Below are 15,842 nucleotides of genomic sequence, written 5' to 3' on the forward strand. Positions count from 1 at the left end.
TTCGAAAATATCTTAGTTCGATGAACGAAACATGACCACCCCGAGGCGCGAAATCGCGCAAGCGTTCGTCAGATTTTTCGAAATTGAAACTGTCGACTGGGGTGTCGGCTCAGACCAGTTCGAGCTGGACCTTGTGCTGCGCCAGCAGGCGCGCCACGGCGGCGGGCGGCGGGCTGTCGGTGAACACGCGGTTGACCAGGGCGATCGGGCCGAGGCGCACCATGGCGTTGCGCCCGAACTTGCTGGAGTCGGCGGCGAGGAACACCTGCCGGGCGTTGTCGATGATGGCGCGGGAGACGCGCACTTCCTGGTAGTCGAAGTCCAGCAGGCTGCCGTCGTCGTCGATGCCACTGATGCCGACCACGGCGAAGTCGACGCGGAACTGCTCGATGAAGTCCACCGCCGCCTGGCCGACCACGCCGCCGTCGCTGCGCACCGTGCCCCCGGCGACCAGCACTTCGAAGTCGGCCTTGCCGGCGAGGATGCTGGCCACGTGCAGGTTGTTGGTGATGATCTTCAGGTGGCTGTGGCCGAGCAGGGCGCGGGCGATCGCTTCGGTGGTGGTGCCGATGTTGATGAACAGCGAGGCGTTGTCCGGGATGTGCGCGGCGATGGCTTCGGCGATGCGCTGCTTCTCGTCGCGCATCTGGTCGGCACGGGTGTTGTAGGCGGTGTTCTCGACACTCGAGTCCCAGGCCGCGCCGCCGTGGTAGCGGCGCAGCAGGCTCTGTTCGGCGAGCTGGTTGATGTCGCGGCGGATGGTCTGCGGGGTGACGGCGAACTGCTGGGCGAGTTCCTCGATGCTCAGGTAGCCGCGCTCGCGGACCAGGTCGAGGATGCTTTGCTGTCGGGGTGGCAGGTTCATGCGCGGTGCTCGCTGGGACGGGCCGAAGGGGCAAGGATGCCGGAGTGGGCAGGGTCTGTCATGAACTTGTCGGAGCGAGCTTGCTCGCGAACCCCGCTTGGCACGTCGGCATCAGGCGGTTCGCGAGCAAGCTCGCTCCTACAAAGAGCCTGTCGCGTCAGTCCTCCGCGGCCCAGCCGCGGGTACGCTCAACGGCCTTCTTCCACCCCGCATACAGCCGTGCGCGCTCCGCTTCGTCACACGCCGGCTGGAACACCCGCTCGATCACCGCCTTGTTCTTCAATTCCGCAAGGCTGCCCCAGAAACCACAGGCCAGACCCGCCAGCACGGCGGCGCCGAGGGCAGTGGTTTCGCGCATCTGCGGGCGCTCCACCGGGGTGCCGAGGATGTCGGCCTGGAATTGCATGAGGAAGTTGTTGGCCACCGCGCCGCCGTCCACGCGCAGGGCGCGCAGCGGTTCGCCGGCGTCCTGCTGCATGGCGTCGAGCACGTCGCGGGTCTGGTAGGCGATGGATTCCAGGGTGGCGCGGATCAGGTGGTCGGCCTTCACCCCGCGGGTCAGGCCGAACAGCGCGCCGCGGGCGTACGGGTCCCAGTAGGGGGCGCCGAGGCCGGTGAAGGCGGGGACCAAGTACACGCCGTTGCTGTCCTTCACCTTGGTGGCGAAGTATTCGGAGTCGTGGGCGTCGTTGATCACCTTCAGCTCGTCGCGCAGCCACTGCACGGTGGAGCCGCCGTTGAACACCGCGCCTTCCAGCGCATAGGCCACTTCGCCGCGCGGGCCGCAGGCGATGGTGGTGAGCAGGCCGTGGGTGGATTTCACCGCCTTGGCGCCGGTGTTCATCAGCAGGAAGCAGCCGGTGCCATAGGTGTTCTTCGCCTGGCCCGGCTCCACGCACATCTGGCCGAACAGCGCGGCCTGCTGGTCGCCGGCGATCCCGGCGATCGGCGTGCGGTGCACGCCCAGGCCGCCGACCTTGCAGTGGCCGTAGATTTCGGAGGAGGCGCGCACCTGCGGCAGCATGGCCCGCGGAATGTCCAGGGCGGTGAGCAGGCGCTCGTCCCAGTCAAGGGTGTGGATATCGAACAGCAGGGTGCGTGAGGCGTTGGTGTAGTCGGTGACGTGCACCTCGCCTTCGGTGAGCTTCCAGATCAGCCAGCTGTCCACGGTGCCGAACAGCAGCTCGCCGCGCTGGGCGCGTGCGCGGGCGCCGTCGACGTTGTCGAGGATCCACTTGAGCTTGGTGCCGGAGAAGTAGGGGTCGATGACCAGCCCGGTGGTGTCGCGGATGTGCTGTTCCAGCCCGTCGCGCCTTAGCTGCTCGCAGATCGCCGCGCTGCGCCGGCATTGCCAGACGATGGCGTTGTGGATCGGCCGGCCCGTAGTCTTGTCCCACACCAGGGTGGTCTCGCGCTGGTTGGTGATGCCGATCGCGGCCACCTCGGCGACGCCGATGTTGGCCTGGGCCAGCGCTTCCACCAGGGTCGAGCTCTGGGTCGCCCAGATCTCCATGGGGTCGTGCTCGACCCAGCCCGGCTGCGGGTAGATCTGCGCGAACTCGCGCTGGGCGACGCTTACGACGTTGGCATCATGATCGAAGATGATGGCGCGGGAACTGGTGGTGCCCTGGTCGAGGGCAACGACGTATTTCTTGTTCGTAAGGTTCGTCATGGCGGCGGCCTTGTGCGGATTCCGTTCGGCGATCCCGGCTGTGGAGCCGAGAAGAGAATGGCGCAGAACATACGGGATTCATCCCCGTCGGTGAAGCGAACTCCGTGCAGCGCGCCACACCTTGGCTTACTGTTATGCGCTGGAAAGCCGCTTGCGAGAAGCCCGCCCGATCATGACTCCCGCCATCGACCTGCTGAAGAAGAACCGCGCCGAACACCAGGTGCTGAGCTACGAGCACGACCCCAAGGCGCCCTCTTATGGGCTGGAGGCCGCCGAGAAGCTCAACCTCGATCCGGCCCGGGTGTTCAAGACCCTGCTCGCCGCCAGCGAGAAGGGCGAGCTGCTGGTGGCCGTGGTGCCGGTGGCCGGCACCCTGGACCTCAAGGCCCTGGCCCATGCCGCCGGGGTGAAGAAGGCCGACATGGCCGACCCCAACGCCGCCCAGCGCGCCACCGGCTATCTGGTCGGCGGCATCAGCCCGCTGGGACAGAAGAAGCGCCTGCGCACCTTCATCGACGAATCCGCCCAGGGCTTCCCGACCATCCATGTCAGCGCCGGCCGGCGCGGCCTGGAAGTGGAGCTGAGCGCCGGGACGCTGGCCACGCTGACTGCCGCGAAGTTCGCCCCGATCGGTCGAAGCTGAACGGTCGAAGCAGTCGACTGTCTGGTCCGTTCTGTACGGTTCGCGGTTCGGCGGCTTCTGTCATGCTCGGGCATCACTTTTCAGGAGACTGTCATGCAACTCGACTTCCATCAGGTCGATGCCTTCACCGACCGCCCCTTCGCCGGCAATCCGGCGATGGTCTACCGCCTGGATGCCTGGCTGGCCGACGAGTTGATGCAGAAGCTCGCCGCCGAGCACAACCTGTCCGAGACCGCGTTCCTGGTGAACGAGGCCGACGGCTGGCGCATCCGCTGGTTCACCCCGACCGCCGAGGTGCCGTTGTGCGGCCATGCCACGCTGGCGAGCGCCCATGTGCTGTTCGAGGTGTTCGGCGAGCCGGGCCAGTCCCTGGAGTTCAATTCGCAATCCGGGCCGCTGCGGGTGTTCCGCGAGGAAGGCCGACTGGCCCTGGACTTCCCCGCCCAGACACCGAGCGAGGCGGGCAGCACCGTGGAGCTGGAGCAGGCGCTGGGCCTGCCGGTAGTGGACGCCCTGAGCACCCAGGCGCACCTGCTGGTGCTGCTGGAGTCGGAATACGCGGTGCGCAGTTGTTCGCCCGACTTCGCGGCGCTGGCGCGCATGCCGTACCTGGGGGTGATCGTCACCGCGCGCAGCGACGACTATGACTTCGTCTCGCGCTTCTTCGCCCCGGCCATCGGCCTCAACGAAGACCCGGTCACCGGCGCTGCCCATTGCAGCCTGATTCCCTACTGGTCGCAGCGCCTGAACAAGCTGCAGATGCGCGCCTACCAGTGCTCGGCGCGTGGCGGCGAGCTGTGGTGCCGCCTGGAGGGGGATCGGGTGCGTATCGCCGGCCATTCGCGGCTGATCGCCAGCGGCCGGATCGTCATCTGACGGTCAACGCTGGCGGTTGAGGACCTGCTGCGCTTCCACGCTGCCCTGGGCGGGGAACAGTACCAGGTGCTCGGCGGCAACGCTGATGCCTACCTCGTCACCGGGCTGGTGATCGGCATGGCTGGGGAAGATCGATTCCAGCTGGGTGCCGGTGGGCAGCTGAAGACGGTAAAGGGTCGCAGCGCCGAGGAATGACTTGCCGACGATCCGCGCCTTGAGCGCACCCTCGGCGGCAGGCACCAGGTCGTCCGGACGCAGCAGCACATCCACCGCGCTGCCATCGGGCAGGCTGTAGGCGCGGTTGCCGCGCAGCACACCCAGTTCGGTCTGCACCGCGTCGGGTCCGTGCATCTGGCCGCGAATGAAATAACCCTGGCCGATGAAGCTGGCCACGAAGGGCGTCTGCGGTTCGTGGTAGAGATTGAACGGAGTGTCCCACTGCTCCAGTCGGCCGTGGCGGAATACACCCACATGGTCGCTGACGGCGAAGGCTTCTTCCTGATCATGGGTGACCAGGATGGCGCTGGTGCCGCGCGCCTTGAGGATGTCGCGCACCTCGTGGCTGAGCTGGCGGCGCAGCTCCACGTCGAGGTTGGAAAAGGGTTCGTCGAGCAGCAGCAGTTGCGGTTGCGGGGCCAGCGCGCGGGCCAGGGCCACGCGCTGCTGCTGGCCGCCGGAGAGTTCGTGCGGATAGCGCTGGCCCAGGGCATCGAGCTTCACCAGCTGCAGCAACTCGTCGACGATGCGCTTGCGCTCGGGATGCTTGCGAATGCCGAAGGCGATGTTGTCCGCCACCGACAGGTGCGGGAACAGCGCGTAGTCCTGGAACACCATGCCGATCCGGCGCTTCTCCGGCGACAGGGTGAAGCCGGGGCGGGAGATGACTTCGCCGGCCAGTTCGATGCGCCCGCCCTGCACCGGTTCGAATCCGGCGATGGCGCGCAGCGTGGTGGTCTTGCCGCAGCCCGAAGGGCCCAGCAGGCAGCCGATGTCGCCCGCGTTCAGGTGCAGGCTGACGCCTTGCACCACGCGCTGCTGTTCATAGCCACAGGAAAGGTTATCGAGGGTGAGCAGCAGTGGTGGGGTCATCGAGCTTGGAACCTGTTCGGCCTCTCGCCGAGCGCAGTTCAGGCCGGGCGGAAGCAGGAAATGAAGCGCAGCCTACGCCGGTTCCTGCTTCCAACGCCGCCCGGGCAGGCACGGGCGGCGGATGGACAGGTTGTCAGGCGTAGTGGGCGTGCTCGACCAGCAGTTCGAGCAGGGCTTTCTGGGCGTGCAGACGGTTTTCCGCCTGGTCCCAGGCCACCGAACGCGCGTCGTCCAGCAGGTCTTCGCTGATCTCTTCGCCACGGTGGGCCGGCAGGCAGTGCATGAATAGTACATCCGCCGCCGCGCCATCGAGCAGCGCACGTGTTACCTGATATGGCTGGAACAGGCGCAGGCGCGCGGCCGCTTCGTCTTCCTGGCCCATCGAGGCCCAGACATCGGTGCTCACCAGGTGCGCGCCGGCCACCGCTTCGCGCGGGTCGCGGACGACCTTCACGCGCTCGCCCGCCAGCTCCAGCAGGGCGGCGTTCGGCTCATAGCCTTCCGGGCAGGCCACGCGCAGCTGGAAGTCGAAGCGGATGGCCGCCTCGATGTAGCTGTTGCACATGTTGTTGCCGTCGCCGATCCAGGCCACGGTCTTGCCGGCGATGCTGCCGCGATGCTCGTGGAAGGTCTGCATGTCGGCCAGCAACTGGCAGGGGTGCAGGTCGTCCGACAGGCCGTTGATCACCGGCACGCGGGAGTTCTCGGAGAACTCGATCAGGTTGCTGTGGGCGAAGGTGCGGATCATCACCGCATCGACCATCCGCGACATTACCTTCGCGGCGTCGGCGATCGGCTCGCCACGGCCCAGCTGGGTGTCGCGCGGGGAGAGGAAGATGGCCTGGCCGCCGAGCTGGATCATGCCGGCTTCGAAGGAAATCCGCGTACGGGTCGAGGCCTTCTCGAAGATCATGCCCAGCACGCGGTTCTTCAGGGGCTCGTAGAGCACGCCTCGGTCACGCAGGTCCTTCAGCTCGCTGCCGCGGCGGATCAGACCGAGAAGTTCGTCGGTCGTGTAATCCAGCATCGAGAGGAAGTGCCGTGCGCTCATGGTTCGTACCTACTACTTATTCTCAGAATCGGGCCGAGGTAGCGACCGGATTTCGTGAGAAAAAACGGCTGAACCTGCGGCGGGACCGCATGGAGCGGAAAATGGGGGAAGGCGCGATCCTATAAGGAAATTACGCATCTACGCAAGTTTCGTCCGGAGAGGGATCGGGTGGACACAGAAATTTCCCTCTGAGGGGACGGACGAGGCCGACATACGGGGCATTGGGGCGATTGATAGCTTTTCGCCGCCTTCGGAAGTTGGCCTGTCTGTTTCATCCCTCAAGGAGTTGTTTCATGAAGAAGTTCTGGATGTCCGCTGCCTTCGCCGCCGTGATCGCCACTGCCAGCGGTTGCACCACCTACAACATCAGTCAGCCGAGCGCCGCGCTGGACCAGGAGGTCAAGACCGGCCTGAAGGCCGATGTCGCCGTCGGCGAGACCATCAGTGGTCAGTCCCAGGTCAACATCCTGTTTGGTTTCCTGAAGTTCGGCGGCGACTCCCAGTTCGCCGACGGCGTGACCTACGGCGGCGAGTCCGGCGGCCTCGGCCTGGGCGCCTTCGATCCGATTTCCAGCGCCAAGGCGGCGGCTGCCTTCAAGGCGGTGAAGAGCTCCGGCTCCGACCTGATCGTGGCGCCGCGCTACGAAGTGAACGTCCAGGATTACTTCCTCTTCAAGAAGGTCGACGTCAAGGTCACCGGCAACAAGGGCTCGATCAAGAGCATTCACTGATCCGTCCCTCCGGCGGGGTGATCCCGTCGGCGCATTGCGCGGGTGCCATGGCCCCGCGCAATCCTTCCATCCTCCCCTCTGATGCCCCCTGATTCACCCGACTGACGCTAGTGGCGTTCGTCGCATCCCCGCTCCATAGTGCTTGCTCGACAAGACGACCGGCGTGCCACGCGCCCCCGGCGACAACAACGACGAGGCGAGCCATGAGCAAGACCCTCCACCACCGTGCGTGCCATCTGTGCGAGGCCATCTGCGGCCTGACCATCGAGACCGAAGGCGAGCACATCCTCTCGATCAAGGGCGATCCGCAGGACAGCTTCAGCCGTGGCCATGTCTGTCCCAAGGCCGTGGCGCTGCAGGACATCCAGAATGACCCGGACCGCCTGCGTCAGCCGGTTCGTCGGGTTGGCAGTGAATGGCAACCGATCGGCTGGGACGAGGCTTTCGAACTCGTCGCCTCCCGACTGGCGGATATCCGTGAACGCCATGGCAACGACGCCGTCGCCGTATACCAGGGCAATCCCAGCGTGCACAACTACGGGCTGATGACCCACAGCAACTACTTCCTCGGCCAGCTGAAGACGCGCAACCGCTACTCGGCGACCTCCGTGGACCAGCTGCCGCACCACCTGGTCAGCCAGCAGATGTTCGGCCATGGCCTGCTGATCCCGATCCCGGACATCGACCAGACCGATTTCATGTTGATCCTCGGCGGCAACCCGCTGGCGTCCAACGGCAGCATCATGACCGTGCCGGACGTGGAGAAGCGCCTGAAGGCCGTGAAGGCGCGCGGTGGCAAGCTCGTGGTGGTCGACCCGCGCCGCACGGAAACTGCCGCGATCGCCGACCAGCACCTGTTCGTCCGTCCCGGCGAGGACGCCGCGTTGCTACTGGGTATCCTCGATACGCTGTTCAGCGAAGGGCTGACCCGCGAGAGCCATCTGCCGGTGAGCGGCCTTGCGGCCGTGCGCGAGGCACTGAAACCATTCAAGGTCGAGGCGATGGCGCAGCGCTGCGGCGTGCCGGCCCAGGACATCCGCCAGTTGGCGCGGGATTTCGCCGCCGCCGACAAGGCTGTCTGCTACGGCCGCATGGGTGTTTCCACGCAGGTCTTCGGCAGTCTCTGCCAGTGGCTGGTGCAACTGATCAACCTGCTGACCGGCAACCTCGACCGGGTCGGTGGCACCCTGTGCACCACGCCGGCGGTGGACCTGGTGGCGAGCACCTCCGGTGGCGCCTTCAATCGTTGGCAGAGCCGCGTCTCCGGCCTGCCGGAGTACGGCGGCGAGCTGCCGGTGGCGGCACTGGCCGAAGAAATGCTCACCGACGGCGACGGACAGGTCCGCGCGCTGGTGACGGTGGCGGGCAACCCGGTGCTGTCCACGCCCAACGGCCGGCGCCTGGAGCAGGCGCTGGATGGCCTGGAATTCATGCTCAGCGTCGATCTCTATATCAACGAGACGACCCGCTACGCCGACCTGATCCTGCCGCCCACGGCGCCGCTGGAGCACGATCACTACGACACCACCTTCAATATCTTCGCGGTGCGCAACGTCACGCGCTTCAACGAGGCGGTGCTGCCCAAGCCGCAGGGCGCGCTGCACGACTGGGAAATCTTCGTGGGGCTGGCCAAGGCCTATGCCGCACGCATGGGCAGCGAACTCAAACCGACCATGGCGCCGGAGCAGATGATCGAGATGGGCCTGCGTTTCGGCCCCTATGGCGATGCCTCCGAGCACAAGCTAAACCTGGCGCGGTTGCGGGAACATCCCCACGGGCTGGACCTCGGCCCGCTGCAGCCCAACCTTGCGGCGCGCCTGAAAACCACCAGCCGCCAGGTCGAAGCGGCGCCGGAGATCCTGCTGAACGACCTGCGCCGCTTCGCCGACACCCAGGCGCCGACAGCGGACCAGCTGCTGCTGATCGGCCGCCGCCATGTGCGCAGCAACAATTCCTGGATGCACAACTATCACCGCCTGGTGAAGGGCAAGCCACGTCACCAGTTGCTCATGCACCCGCGGGACCTGGCGGCGCGCGGGCTGGCGGACGGGCAGAAGGTGCGGGTGCGCTCGCGGGTCGGCAGCATCGAGATCGAGGTGGCGGCCAGCGACGAGGTAATGGCCGGCGTGGTCAGCCTGCCCCATGGCTGGGGGCACGGGCGGCCGGGCGTACAACTGTCGATTGCTCGCGAGCAGGGCGGGGCCAGCGCCAACGACCTGACCGACGAGCGCCATCTGGATGCGCTCTCCGGCAACACGGCGCTGAACGGCGTGCCCGTTGAGGTCGAGGCGGCCTGACAGGCTGTCGCAGTGCTCCTGCAAAGCCGAGCGTAGTGCTCGGCTTTGCAGTACAATGCGCGCAACCGTGCCGGCCAAACGCCGCCTGTGGCGATGCCGGGTCAGTATCTGATAGTTCAGCCGAGGAAGTTCATGGATATCATCGATACCATCAAAGAACAGATCGCCAACAACCCCGTCCTGCTGTACATGAAGGGCTCGCCGAACGCTCCGCAGTGCGGTTTCTCGGCCCGCGCTGCGCAAGTGCTGATGGCATGCGGCGAGAAGTTCGCCTACGTCGACATCCTGCAGAACCCGGAAATCCGCGCCAACCTGCCCAAGTACGCCAACTGGCCGACCTTCCCGCAACTGTGGGTCGGCGGTGAGCTGGTCGGCGGCAGCGACATCCTGGTCGAGATGTTCGAAAAGGGCGAATTGCAGCCGCTGATCAAGGACGCCGTAGGCAAGGCCGACGCCTGAGTCTTTCGTGCTGTCGCACAAAGCCCCGCTTCGGCGGGGCTTTGTTTTTGGGAAGAAATAAATGACTGAGCAAACACGGACGAACGCTGCCCGCTGGGCCTGTGGATACTGCTTCGCCATGGGCGGGATGGTGCACGGCAGCGTGATGGGCCGGGTACCGGCCCTGAAGAGCATGACCGGGGTCGACGAGCAGGAACTGGGCCAGGCGTTGCTGGGCGCGGGCTTTGGCGCGCTGCTGGCGTTCATCTTCGCCGGCGCCCTGGTGCGCCGTTACGGCAGCCGGGCGATCACTGTCGTCTCCGGTCTGGCGCTGATGGCCAGCTTCCCGCTGCTGGGCCTGGCGCAGAACGTGTGGGAGCTGGCGGCGGGCTTTCTGGTGGTCGGCCTGACCTTCGCCACCATGGATGTGGCGATGAACACCCAGGCGGTGGAAGTGGAGCGGCGCCTCGGCCGGCCGTGTATTGCCAGCTTGCATGGCATGTACAGCCTGGGCGGGCTGGTCGGTGCGGTGGGCGCGGCGGCCTTCGCCGATCTGGCGCCTGTGTGGCATTTCACCCTGCTGGCGGCGATCGCGGTGGCAATACTGCCCTTCTTTGCCCGCAACCTGTTCGAAGGGCGCCCGGAGCCCACGGAGGAGGCGGCGCCAGCCCAACGTGGCTGGCGCCTGCCGCCACTGTCGCTGATCGGTCTTGGATTGCTGACGGCGTGCGCGTTCGTTTCCGAAGGGGCGGTCGCCGACTGGGGCGCCTTGCTGCTGCATCAGGTGATGGGCGCGTCCGAGCGTCTGGCGGCACTGGGCTTCGCGGCGTTCTCCGCGACCATGGTGCTGGGCCGGCTGTTCGGCGATCGCCTGCGTGTACGATTCGCCGACGAGGCCTTGGTGCGCAACCTGGCGTTGCTGGCCATCGCGGGCATGTTGCTGGCGCTGTTCAGCCCCTGGGTAGCGAGTGCTATCGCCGGCTTCGCCCTGGTGGGCGTAGGCCTGTCGGTGGTGGTACCGATCCTGATCGGCGCGGCAGGCAATCGGCCGGGCATCGAACCGTCCAAAGGCGTGGCGGCGGTGGCGGGGTTCGGTTACGGGGGCTTGCTGATGGGGCCGCCGCTGATCGGCTTCCTCGCCGAGCACGTGGGGCTGCGCCTGTCATTGCTGGTGGTGGTGGGGCTGTGCGCCGGGCTGGTGCTCAAGGCGTCACTGGTGCGGCGCCCGCCGAAGGCGAACGGCTAGGAGGGAAGGGCACCGGCGTCCACAACCGCGCCGGTGCCTTTTCGTTGATCAGTCGTCTTCGTGCATGTGCGACTGCAGGTAGTTCTCCAGGCCGACCTTCTGGATCAGGCCCAGCTGGGTTTCCAGGTAATCGATGTGCTCTTCCTCGGACTCGAGGATGTTCTTGAGCAGGTCGCGGCTCACGTAGTCATGCACGCTTTCGCAATGCACGATGGCGTCGCGCAGGTCCTTGCAGGCCTTGAGTTCCAGGTTCAGGTCGCACTGCAGCATTTCCTGGGTGTTCTCGCCGATCAGCAGCTTGCCCAGGTCCTGCAGGTTGGGCAGGCCTTCGAGGAACAGGATGCGTTCGATGAGCTTGTCAGCGTGCTTCATCTCATCGATGGACTCATGGTACTCGTGCGCGCCGAGGCGTTTCAGGCCCCAGTCGTTCCACATGCGCGAGTGCAGGAAATATTGGTTGATGGCGATCAGCTCGTTACCGAGGACCTTGTTCAAGTGCTGGATGACTTTCTTGTCGCCTTTCATGCCGGTGTCCTGCCGTGTGGAGTGGGAGAGACTGAAAGTGTGGTCCTCTTATAACTGACTGTCAAACATAAGTGCTTGAATTTGCTATAAAAAGGAATATGAATGCGAATGTTTTCATTCCGCAATTCGGCGTTAAGGCGCTGAATTTCAGGAATAAAAAAACCGGGCATGGCCCGGTTTTTTTCGGAATCTCTGCTGAATTGACCGTCAGTCGCGTCGATCAGCTTGCCGCGTAGGCGAGGGAGTAGTTCATCGACTGCGCGCTCTGCAGTTCGCCCAGGGTCTCGCGGACGACCTGTTTGGCGAGGCAGGCGCACTTGCCGCACTGGGTGCCGACACCGGTGCTTTCACGCACTTCGCGGTAATTGCAGCAGCCTTCGTAGATCGCATCGCGGATCTGGGTATCGGTGACACCTTGGCAGAGGCAGACGTACATGGGCACTACGCATCGTTGTGGGGTTGTTGGAGGCGATACTAATCTTAATGAGAATGATTGTCAAAGTTTGCTGGGCGGGCTTTTCCATGACCGGATAAATGGTCATGTCCGTCAATGGCTTAGCCTTGTGGGGCGATGGGGCAAAGCGCTGGGCGCCTCGGAAAAGGGCGGTGTATCATGGCCGGCCCACTGGAGTGGAAAGGCCCGTCGGTCCGGCTGCTTCGAACTGGGCGGGGCATCTTGCACTCCCTCACGTCCTCACCCCGAAGGAGACATGGAATGAGCGTACTCGTAGGTAAGAAAGCTCCCGACTTCAACGTAGCCGCCGTCCTCGGCAGCGGCGAAATCGTCGACAGCTTCGTGCTGTCCGAAGCCATCAAGGGCAAGTACGGCCTGGTGTTCTTCTACCCGCTGGACTTCACCTTCGTCTGCCCGTCCGAGCTGATCGCTCTGGACCGTCGCATCCCCGAGTTCCAGGCGCGCAACGTCGAAGTGATCGGCGTGTCCATCGACTCCCACTTCACCCACAACGCCTGGCGTAACACCCCGGTGGACAAGGGCGGCATCGGCCCGGTCAGGTACACCCTGGCCGCCGACATCACCCATGAGATCGCCAAGGCCTATGACGTCGAGTCCGCCGATGGTGTCGCGTTCCGTGGCGCCTTCCTGATCGACCAGAATGGTGTGGTGCGTTCGCAGATCGTCAACGACCTGCCGCTGGGCCGCAACATGGACGAACTGCTGCGTCTGGTCGATGCCCTGCAGTTCACCGAAGAGCACGGCGAAGTCTGCCCGGCCAACTGGAAGAAAGGCGACAGCGGCATGACCGCATCGCCGGAAGGCGTTGCCGCCTACCTGGCCCAGCATGCCAGCAAGCTGTAAGGCTGCCCGGTGATGAAAGAGCCCCGCTTCGGCGGGGCTTTTTCATGGGCGCGCAGTATTGCTTTTCGCAGGAAGCCGGCAAGCCCTGCGTGCAGGAAAGAAAAAGCCCCGCTTGAGCGGGGCTTTGTCATGGGATCAGGAAGAGAGGATCAGTCCTCGTCTTCCATCCAGCCGCCGAATTCCTTCCAGCGGTTGACGATGCCGCAGAACAGCTCGGCGGTCTTCTCGGTGTCGTAGCGCGCCGAGTGGGCCTCGCGGTTGTCGAACTCGATGCCGGCGGTCTGGCAGGCCTTGGCCAGTACGGTCTGGCCGTAGGCGAGGCCGGCCAGCGTCGCGGTGTCGAAGCTGGAGAAGGGGTGGAACGGGTTGCGCTTCACGCCGCTGCGGTTTACCGCGGCGTTGAGGAAGCCCAGGTCGAAGCTGCTGTTGTGGCCGACCAGGATCGCCCGCTTGCAGCCGTTGGACTTCAGCGACTTGCGCACGCCACGGAATATCTCGGTCAGCGCCTGCTCTTCCGGCACGGCCATGCGCAGCGGGTGGTCCAGCTTGATGCCGGTGAACTCCAGCGCGGCCTGCTCGATGTTGGCGCCTTCGAAGGGCTCCACACGGAAGAAATAGGTGTGCTCAGGGAACAGGTAGCCGCTCTCGTCCATGCCGATGGTGACGGCGGCGATTTCCAGCAGCGCGTCGGTGCCGGCGTTGAAGCCACCGGTCTCCACGTCCACGACTACCGGCAGGTAACCACGGAAGCGGCGCGCCATCGGGTGGCGCGGGCCGGGCGGGAAGGAACCGTCGAGTTCTTCCTCGAAGATTTCGTTCTCGTCACTCATGCCTCGGTCTCCAGCAGGCGCCAGCGCAGCTTCTCGCCGGCACGCAGCGGGACCACTTCGAAATCGCCGAACGGCAGGGCCGCCGGGGCTTCCCACTCTTCACGCACCAGGGTGATGCGGTCGCTGTTGCGCGGCAGGCCGTAGAAGTCCGGGCCATGGAAGCTGGCGAAGGCTTCCAGCTTGTCCAGCGCGTTGCGCTGCTCGAAGGCCTCGGCGTACATCTCGATGGCGGCATAGGCGGTGTAGCAGCCGGCGCAACCGCAGGCGGCTTCCTTGGCGTGGCGCGCGTGGGGCGCGGAGTCCGTGCCGAGGAAGAATTTCGGGCTGCCGCTGGTGGCCGCATCCAGCAGGGCTTCCTGGTGGGTGTTGCGCTTGAGGATCGGCAGGCAATAGAAGTGCGGACGGATACCGCCGACCAGCATGTGGTTGCGGTTGTACAGCAGGTGGTGCGCGGTGATGGTGGCGCCGACGTTGGCCGGGGCGGCCTTGACGAAGGCGGCGGCATCGCCGGTGGTGATGTGCTCGAGAACCACCTTGAGGGTCGGGAAGCGCTCGACCACACGGGTCAGGTGCTCGTCGATGAAGCGCTTCTCGCGGTCGAACACGTCGATCTCCGCGCGGGTCACCTCGCCATGCACCAGCAGCGGCAGGCCGACTTCGGCCATGGCTTCCAGCACGTGGAAGATGTTGTCGATGCTGGTCACGCCGGAGTCGGAGTTGGTGGTGGCGCCGGCCGGGTACAGCTTGGCGGCATGCACATACCCCGAGGCCTTGGCGGTGCGCACGTCTTCGGCGCTGGTGCGGTCGGTGAGGTACAGCACCATCAGCGGCTCGAAGCGGCTGCCGGCCGGACGGGCGGCGAGGATGCGCTGGCGGTAGGCGTCGGCTTCGACGGCGTTGCGCACCGGCGGGACCAGGTTCGGCATGATGATGGCGCGGCCGAAGGTGCGGGCGGCGTCGCCGACGGTTTGCGCGAGTGCGGCGCCGTCGCGCAGGTGGATGTGCCAGTCGTCGGGGCGCAGGAGTGTCAGGCGGTCGGACATGCGGATTCCAGGGAGGCGGTTGCAGCGGAGAAAGTAGGGAAATGCTACCGGAAAAGGCCGCCGGCGGCACTCGCTATCAAGTTTCGCCGTGGCTGACCGATAGATTCAGAGACCCCATCTCTGCTTGTGTGGAACCGCCGTGCGCCAGCCATCTCTTCTCTTGCTCGTACTTTGCGCGAGTCTCCCGGCCTGGGGGCTGACGTTCCAGCCGCGTCTGGAAAGCGCCGAATGGACGGTGGCGGGCGACCAGTTCGAGTGCCGGCTGTCGCAGAGCGTGGCGGGCTTCGGCCTGGGCGAGTTCGTCTGGCGCGCCGGCGAGCAGCCGATCTTCCGTCTCAAGTCACCGCAGGACTGGCTCGGGCGCGGCTCGGCAACGCTGCTGGCCGCGGCGCCGCCGTGGCGGCCGGGGCAGGGCGACCTGAATCTGGGGGCGGTGCAGGTCAGTGGCGGCGAGGTGCCGTTCAACAGCAGCCAGCAGCAGGCCGGGCGCTTGCTCAGCGGCCTGCTGGAAGGGCGCACGCCGGAAGTGCGGCACCGTACTCGGGACGGCGATCGCTTGCTGGTGCGCTTGCTGCCGACGCGCTTCGCCGCCGGCTACGCGCAGTTCCAGGATTGTTCGGCGAAGATGCTGCCGGTCAATTTCGACCAGGTCCGGCAGAGCCAGATCGGTTTCCCCGGTGGCACCGAACTCGACGCCCTGGGCCGCGCCAAGCTGGACATCATCCTGCAGTACCTGAGGGCCGACCCGAGCGTGAACCACATCGAGATCGACGGTCATTCCGACAACAGTGGTAATCGCCTGGTCAATCGCGACACGTCGCGCCGTCGTGCTCTCGCAGTGATGGAATATCTCAAGGCCAATGGCGTGCCGGAGTCGCAGATCGTCGTGCGCTTCTATGGCGAACGTTATCCGTTGGTGAAGAACAACTCCGAAGCCAACCGGGCGCGCAATCGCCGGGTGACGGTGAACCTGTCCCGCGAAGTGATTCCCGAGGAGTCACCGGCCGAGGCGCCGACGGCTCCTGTTGCACCCACCGCCTCGGCGCCCGCCGCGCCGACACCCAGCGCCAGTGCCCCGGCGAAGGCCGCGGCTCCTGCCGCTCCGGCGGCGCCCGCCACCAAGGCTGCCACACCGCCTGCGACACCTCCGGCGGCGCCCAAGGGCTGAGCCTGCGGCAGCGAGTCGCACCGACGATAGTATTTGTCGCTTTGTCGTCA

Annotated in this window: 16 protein-coding genes; 8 read left to right on the forward strand and 8 right to left on the reverse strand. The window is 65.6% G+C overall.

Translation table 11 applies throughout. The features are described from left to right. Window positions 1-109: 109 nt before the first annotated feature. Window positions 110-865, reverse strand: coding sequence for a DeoR/GlpR family transcriptional regulator (locus ACAW63_RS11545; RefSeq protein WP_371233779.1), 756 nt, complete (start codon window positions 863-865; stop codon window positions 110-112). Window positions 866-1,022: 157 nt separating this feature from the next. Next, a complete protein-coding gene (glpK, locus tag ACAW63_RS11550; protein WP_371233781.1) occupies window positions 1,023-2,537 on the reverse strand; it encodes a glycerol kinase GlpK in 1,515 nt (504 codons plus the stop codon). 172 nt (window positions 2,538-2,709) lie between these two features. Between glpK and ybaK the strand changes: the two genes are divergently transcribed. Further along, the gene (ybaK, locus tag ACAW63_RS11555; RefSeq protein WP_275610605.1) at window positions 2,710-3,180 is read left to right on the forward strand and encodes a Cys-tRNA(Pro) deacylase; all 471 of its coding nucleotides are present in this window, start codon (window positions 2,710-2,712) and stop codon (window positions 3,178-3,180) included. Window positions 3,181-3,273: 93 nt separating this feature from the next. Continuing rightward, complete coding sequence (locus ACAW63_RS11560) at window positions 3,274-4,056, forward strand: PhzF family phenazine biosynthesis protein (protein ID WP_371233783.1); 783 nt, start codon at window positions 3,274-3,276, stop codon at window positions 4,054-4,056. Between the two features lie 3 nt (window positions 4,057-4,059). On the opposite strand, the gene ACAW63_RS11565 is transcribed toward ACAW63_RS11560, so the two are convergent. Both ACAW63_RS11565 and argF read right to left on the reverse strand, forming a co-directional pair. Next, complete coding sequence (locus ACAW63_RS11565; RefSeq protein WP_371233784.1) at window positions 4,060-5,145, reverse strand: ABC transporter ATP-binding protein; 1,086 nt, start codon at window positions 5,143-5,145, stop codon at window positions 4,060-4,062. A 133-nt stretch (window positions 5,146-5,278) separates the two neighbouring features. Further along, window positions 5,279-6,196: an ornithine carbamoyltransferase gene (gene argF / locus ACAW63_RS11570; RefSeq protein ID WP_371233786.1), complete on the reverse strand. Its 918-nt coding sequence runs from the start codon at window positions 6,194-6,196 to the stop codon at window positions 5,279-5,281. 293 nt (window positions 6,197-6,489) lie between these two features. On the opposite strand from argF, the gene ACAW63_RS11575 reads away from it, so the two are divergent. The 4 genes from ACAW63_RS11575 (at window position 6,490) to ACAW63_RS11590 (ending at window position 10,908) form a co-directional block, all read left to right on the forward strand. Further along, window positions 6,490-6,927 (forward strand): hypothetical protein, encoded by a 438-nt coding sequence (locus ACAW63_RS11575; RefSeq protein WP_371233787.1) that lies wholly within the window; start codon window positions 6,490-6,492, stop codon window positions 6,925-6,927. A 203-nt stretch (window positions 6,928-7,130) separates the two neighbouring features. Then, the gene (locus ACAW63_RS11580; protein WP_371233789.1) at window positions 7,131-9,224 is read left to right on the forward strand and encodes a molybdopterin oxidoreductase family protein; all 2,094 of its coding nucleotides are present in this window, start codon (window positions 7,131-7,133) and stop codon (window positions 9,222-9,224) included. A 132-nt stretch (window positions 9,225-9,356) separates the two neighbouring features. Next, window positions 9,357-9,683, forward strand: a complete 327-nt coding sequence (grxD, locus tag ACAW63_RS11585) for a Grx4 family monothiol glutaredoxin (RefSeq protein WP_275610611.1) — start codon at window positions 9,357-9,359, stop codon at window positions 9,681-9,683. A 61-nt stretch (window positions 9,684-9,744) separates the two neighbouring features. Then, window positions 9,745-10,908 carry an MFS transporter gene (locus ACAW63_RS11590; RefSeq protein WP_371233791.1) on the forward strand — a complete coding sequence of 388 codons (1,164 nt, stop codon included), beginning with the start codon at window positions 9,745-9,747 and terminating at the stop codon, window positions 10,906-10,908. Between the two features lie 48 nt (window positions 10,909-10,956). On the opposite strand, the gene bfrB is transcribed toward ACAW63_RS11590, so the two are convergent. Together bfrB and ACAW63_RS11600 are read right to left on the reverse strand one after the other, a co-directional pair. Then, window positions 10,957-11,433, reverse strand: coding sequence for a bacterioferritin BfrB (bfrB, locus tag ACAW63_RS11595; protein ID WP_275610613.1), 477 nt, complete (start codon window positions 11,431-11,433; stop codon window positions 10,957-10,959). A gap of 220 nt (window positions 11,434-11,653) precedes the next feature. Next, window positions 11,654-11,869: a bacterioferritin-associated ferredoxin gene (locus tag ACAW63_RS11600; protein ID WP_275610614.1), complete on the reverse strand. Its 216-nt coding sequence runs from the start codon at window positions 11,867-11,869 to the stop codon at window positions 11,654-11,656. Between the two features lie 279 nt (window positions 11,870-12,148). Here ACAW63_RS11600 and ACAW63_RS11605 point away from each other — a divergent pair, with 279 nt between their 5' ends. Then, window positions 12,149-12,751, forward strand: coding sequence for a peroxiredoxin (locus ACAW63_RS11605; RefSeq protein ID WP_371233792.1), 603 nt, complete (start codon window positions 12,149-12,151; stop codon window positions 12,749-12,751). Between the two features lie 149 nt (window positions 12,752-12,900). Here ACAW63_RS11605 and rnt read toward each other — a convergent pair whose 3' ends face one another. Beyond that, complete coding sequence (gene rnt / locus ACAW63_RS11610; RefSeq protein ID WP_275610616.1) at window positions 12,901-13,581, reverse strand: ribonuclease T; 681 nt, start codon at window positions 13,579-13,581, stop codon at window positions 12,901-12,903. Then, entirely contained in the window at window positions 13,578-14,624 is a 1,047-nt protein-coding gene (gene pyrC / locus ACAW63_RS11615; RefSeq protein WP_371233795.1) for a dihydroorotase, read from the reverse strand. Before pyrC ends, rnt begins: the two co-directional genes overlap by 4 nt. 139 nt (window positions 14,625-14,763) lie before the next feature. Here pyrC and ACAW63_RS11620 point away from each other — a divergent pair, with 139 nt between their 5' ends. Then, window positions 14,764-15,792: an OmpA family protein gene (locus ACAW63_RS11620; RefSeq protein WP_371233797.1), complete on the forward strand. Its 1,029-nt coding sequence runs from the start codon at window positions 14,764-14,766 to the stop codon at window positions 15,790-15,792. Window positions 15,793-15,842 lie beyond the last annotated feature (50 nt).

This window comes from Pseudomonas sp. QE6, assembly GCF_041379005.1.
Lineage (GTDB): Bacteria > Pseudomonadota > Gammaproteobacteria > Pseudomonadales > Pseudomonadaceae > Pseudomonas.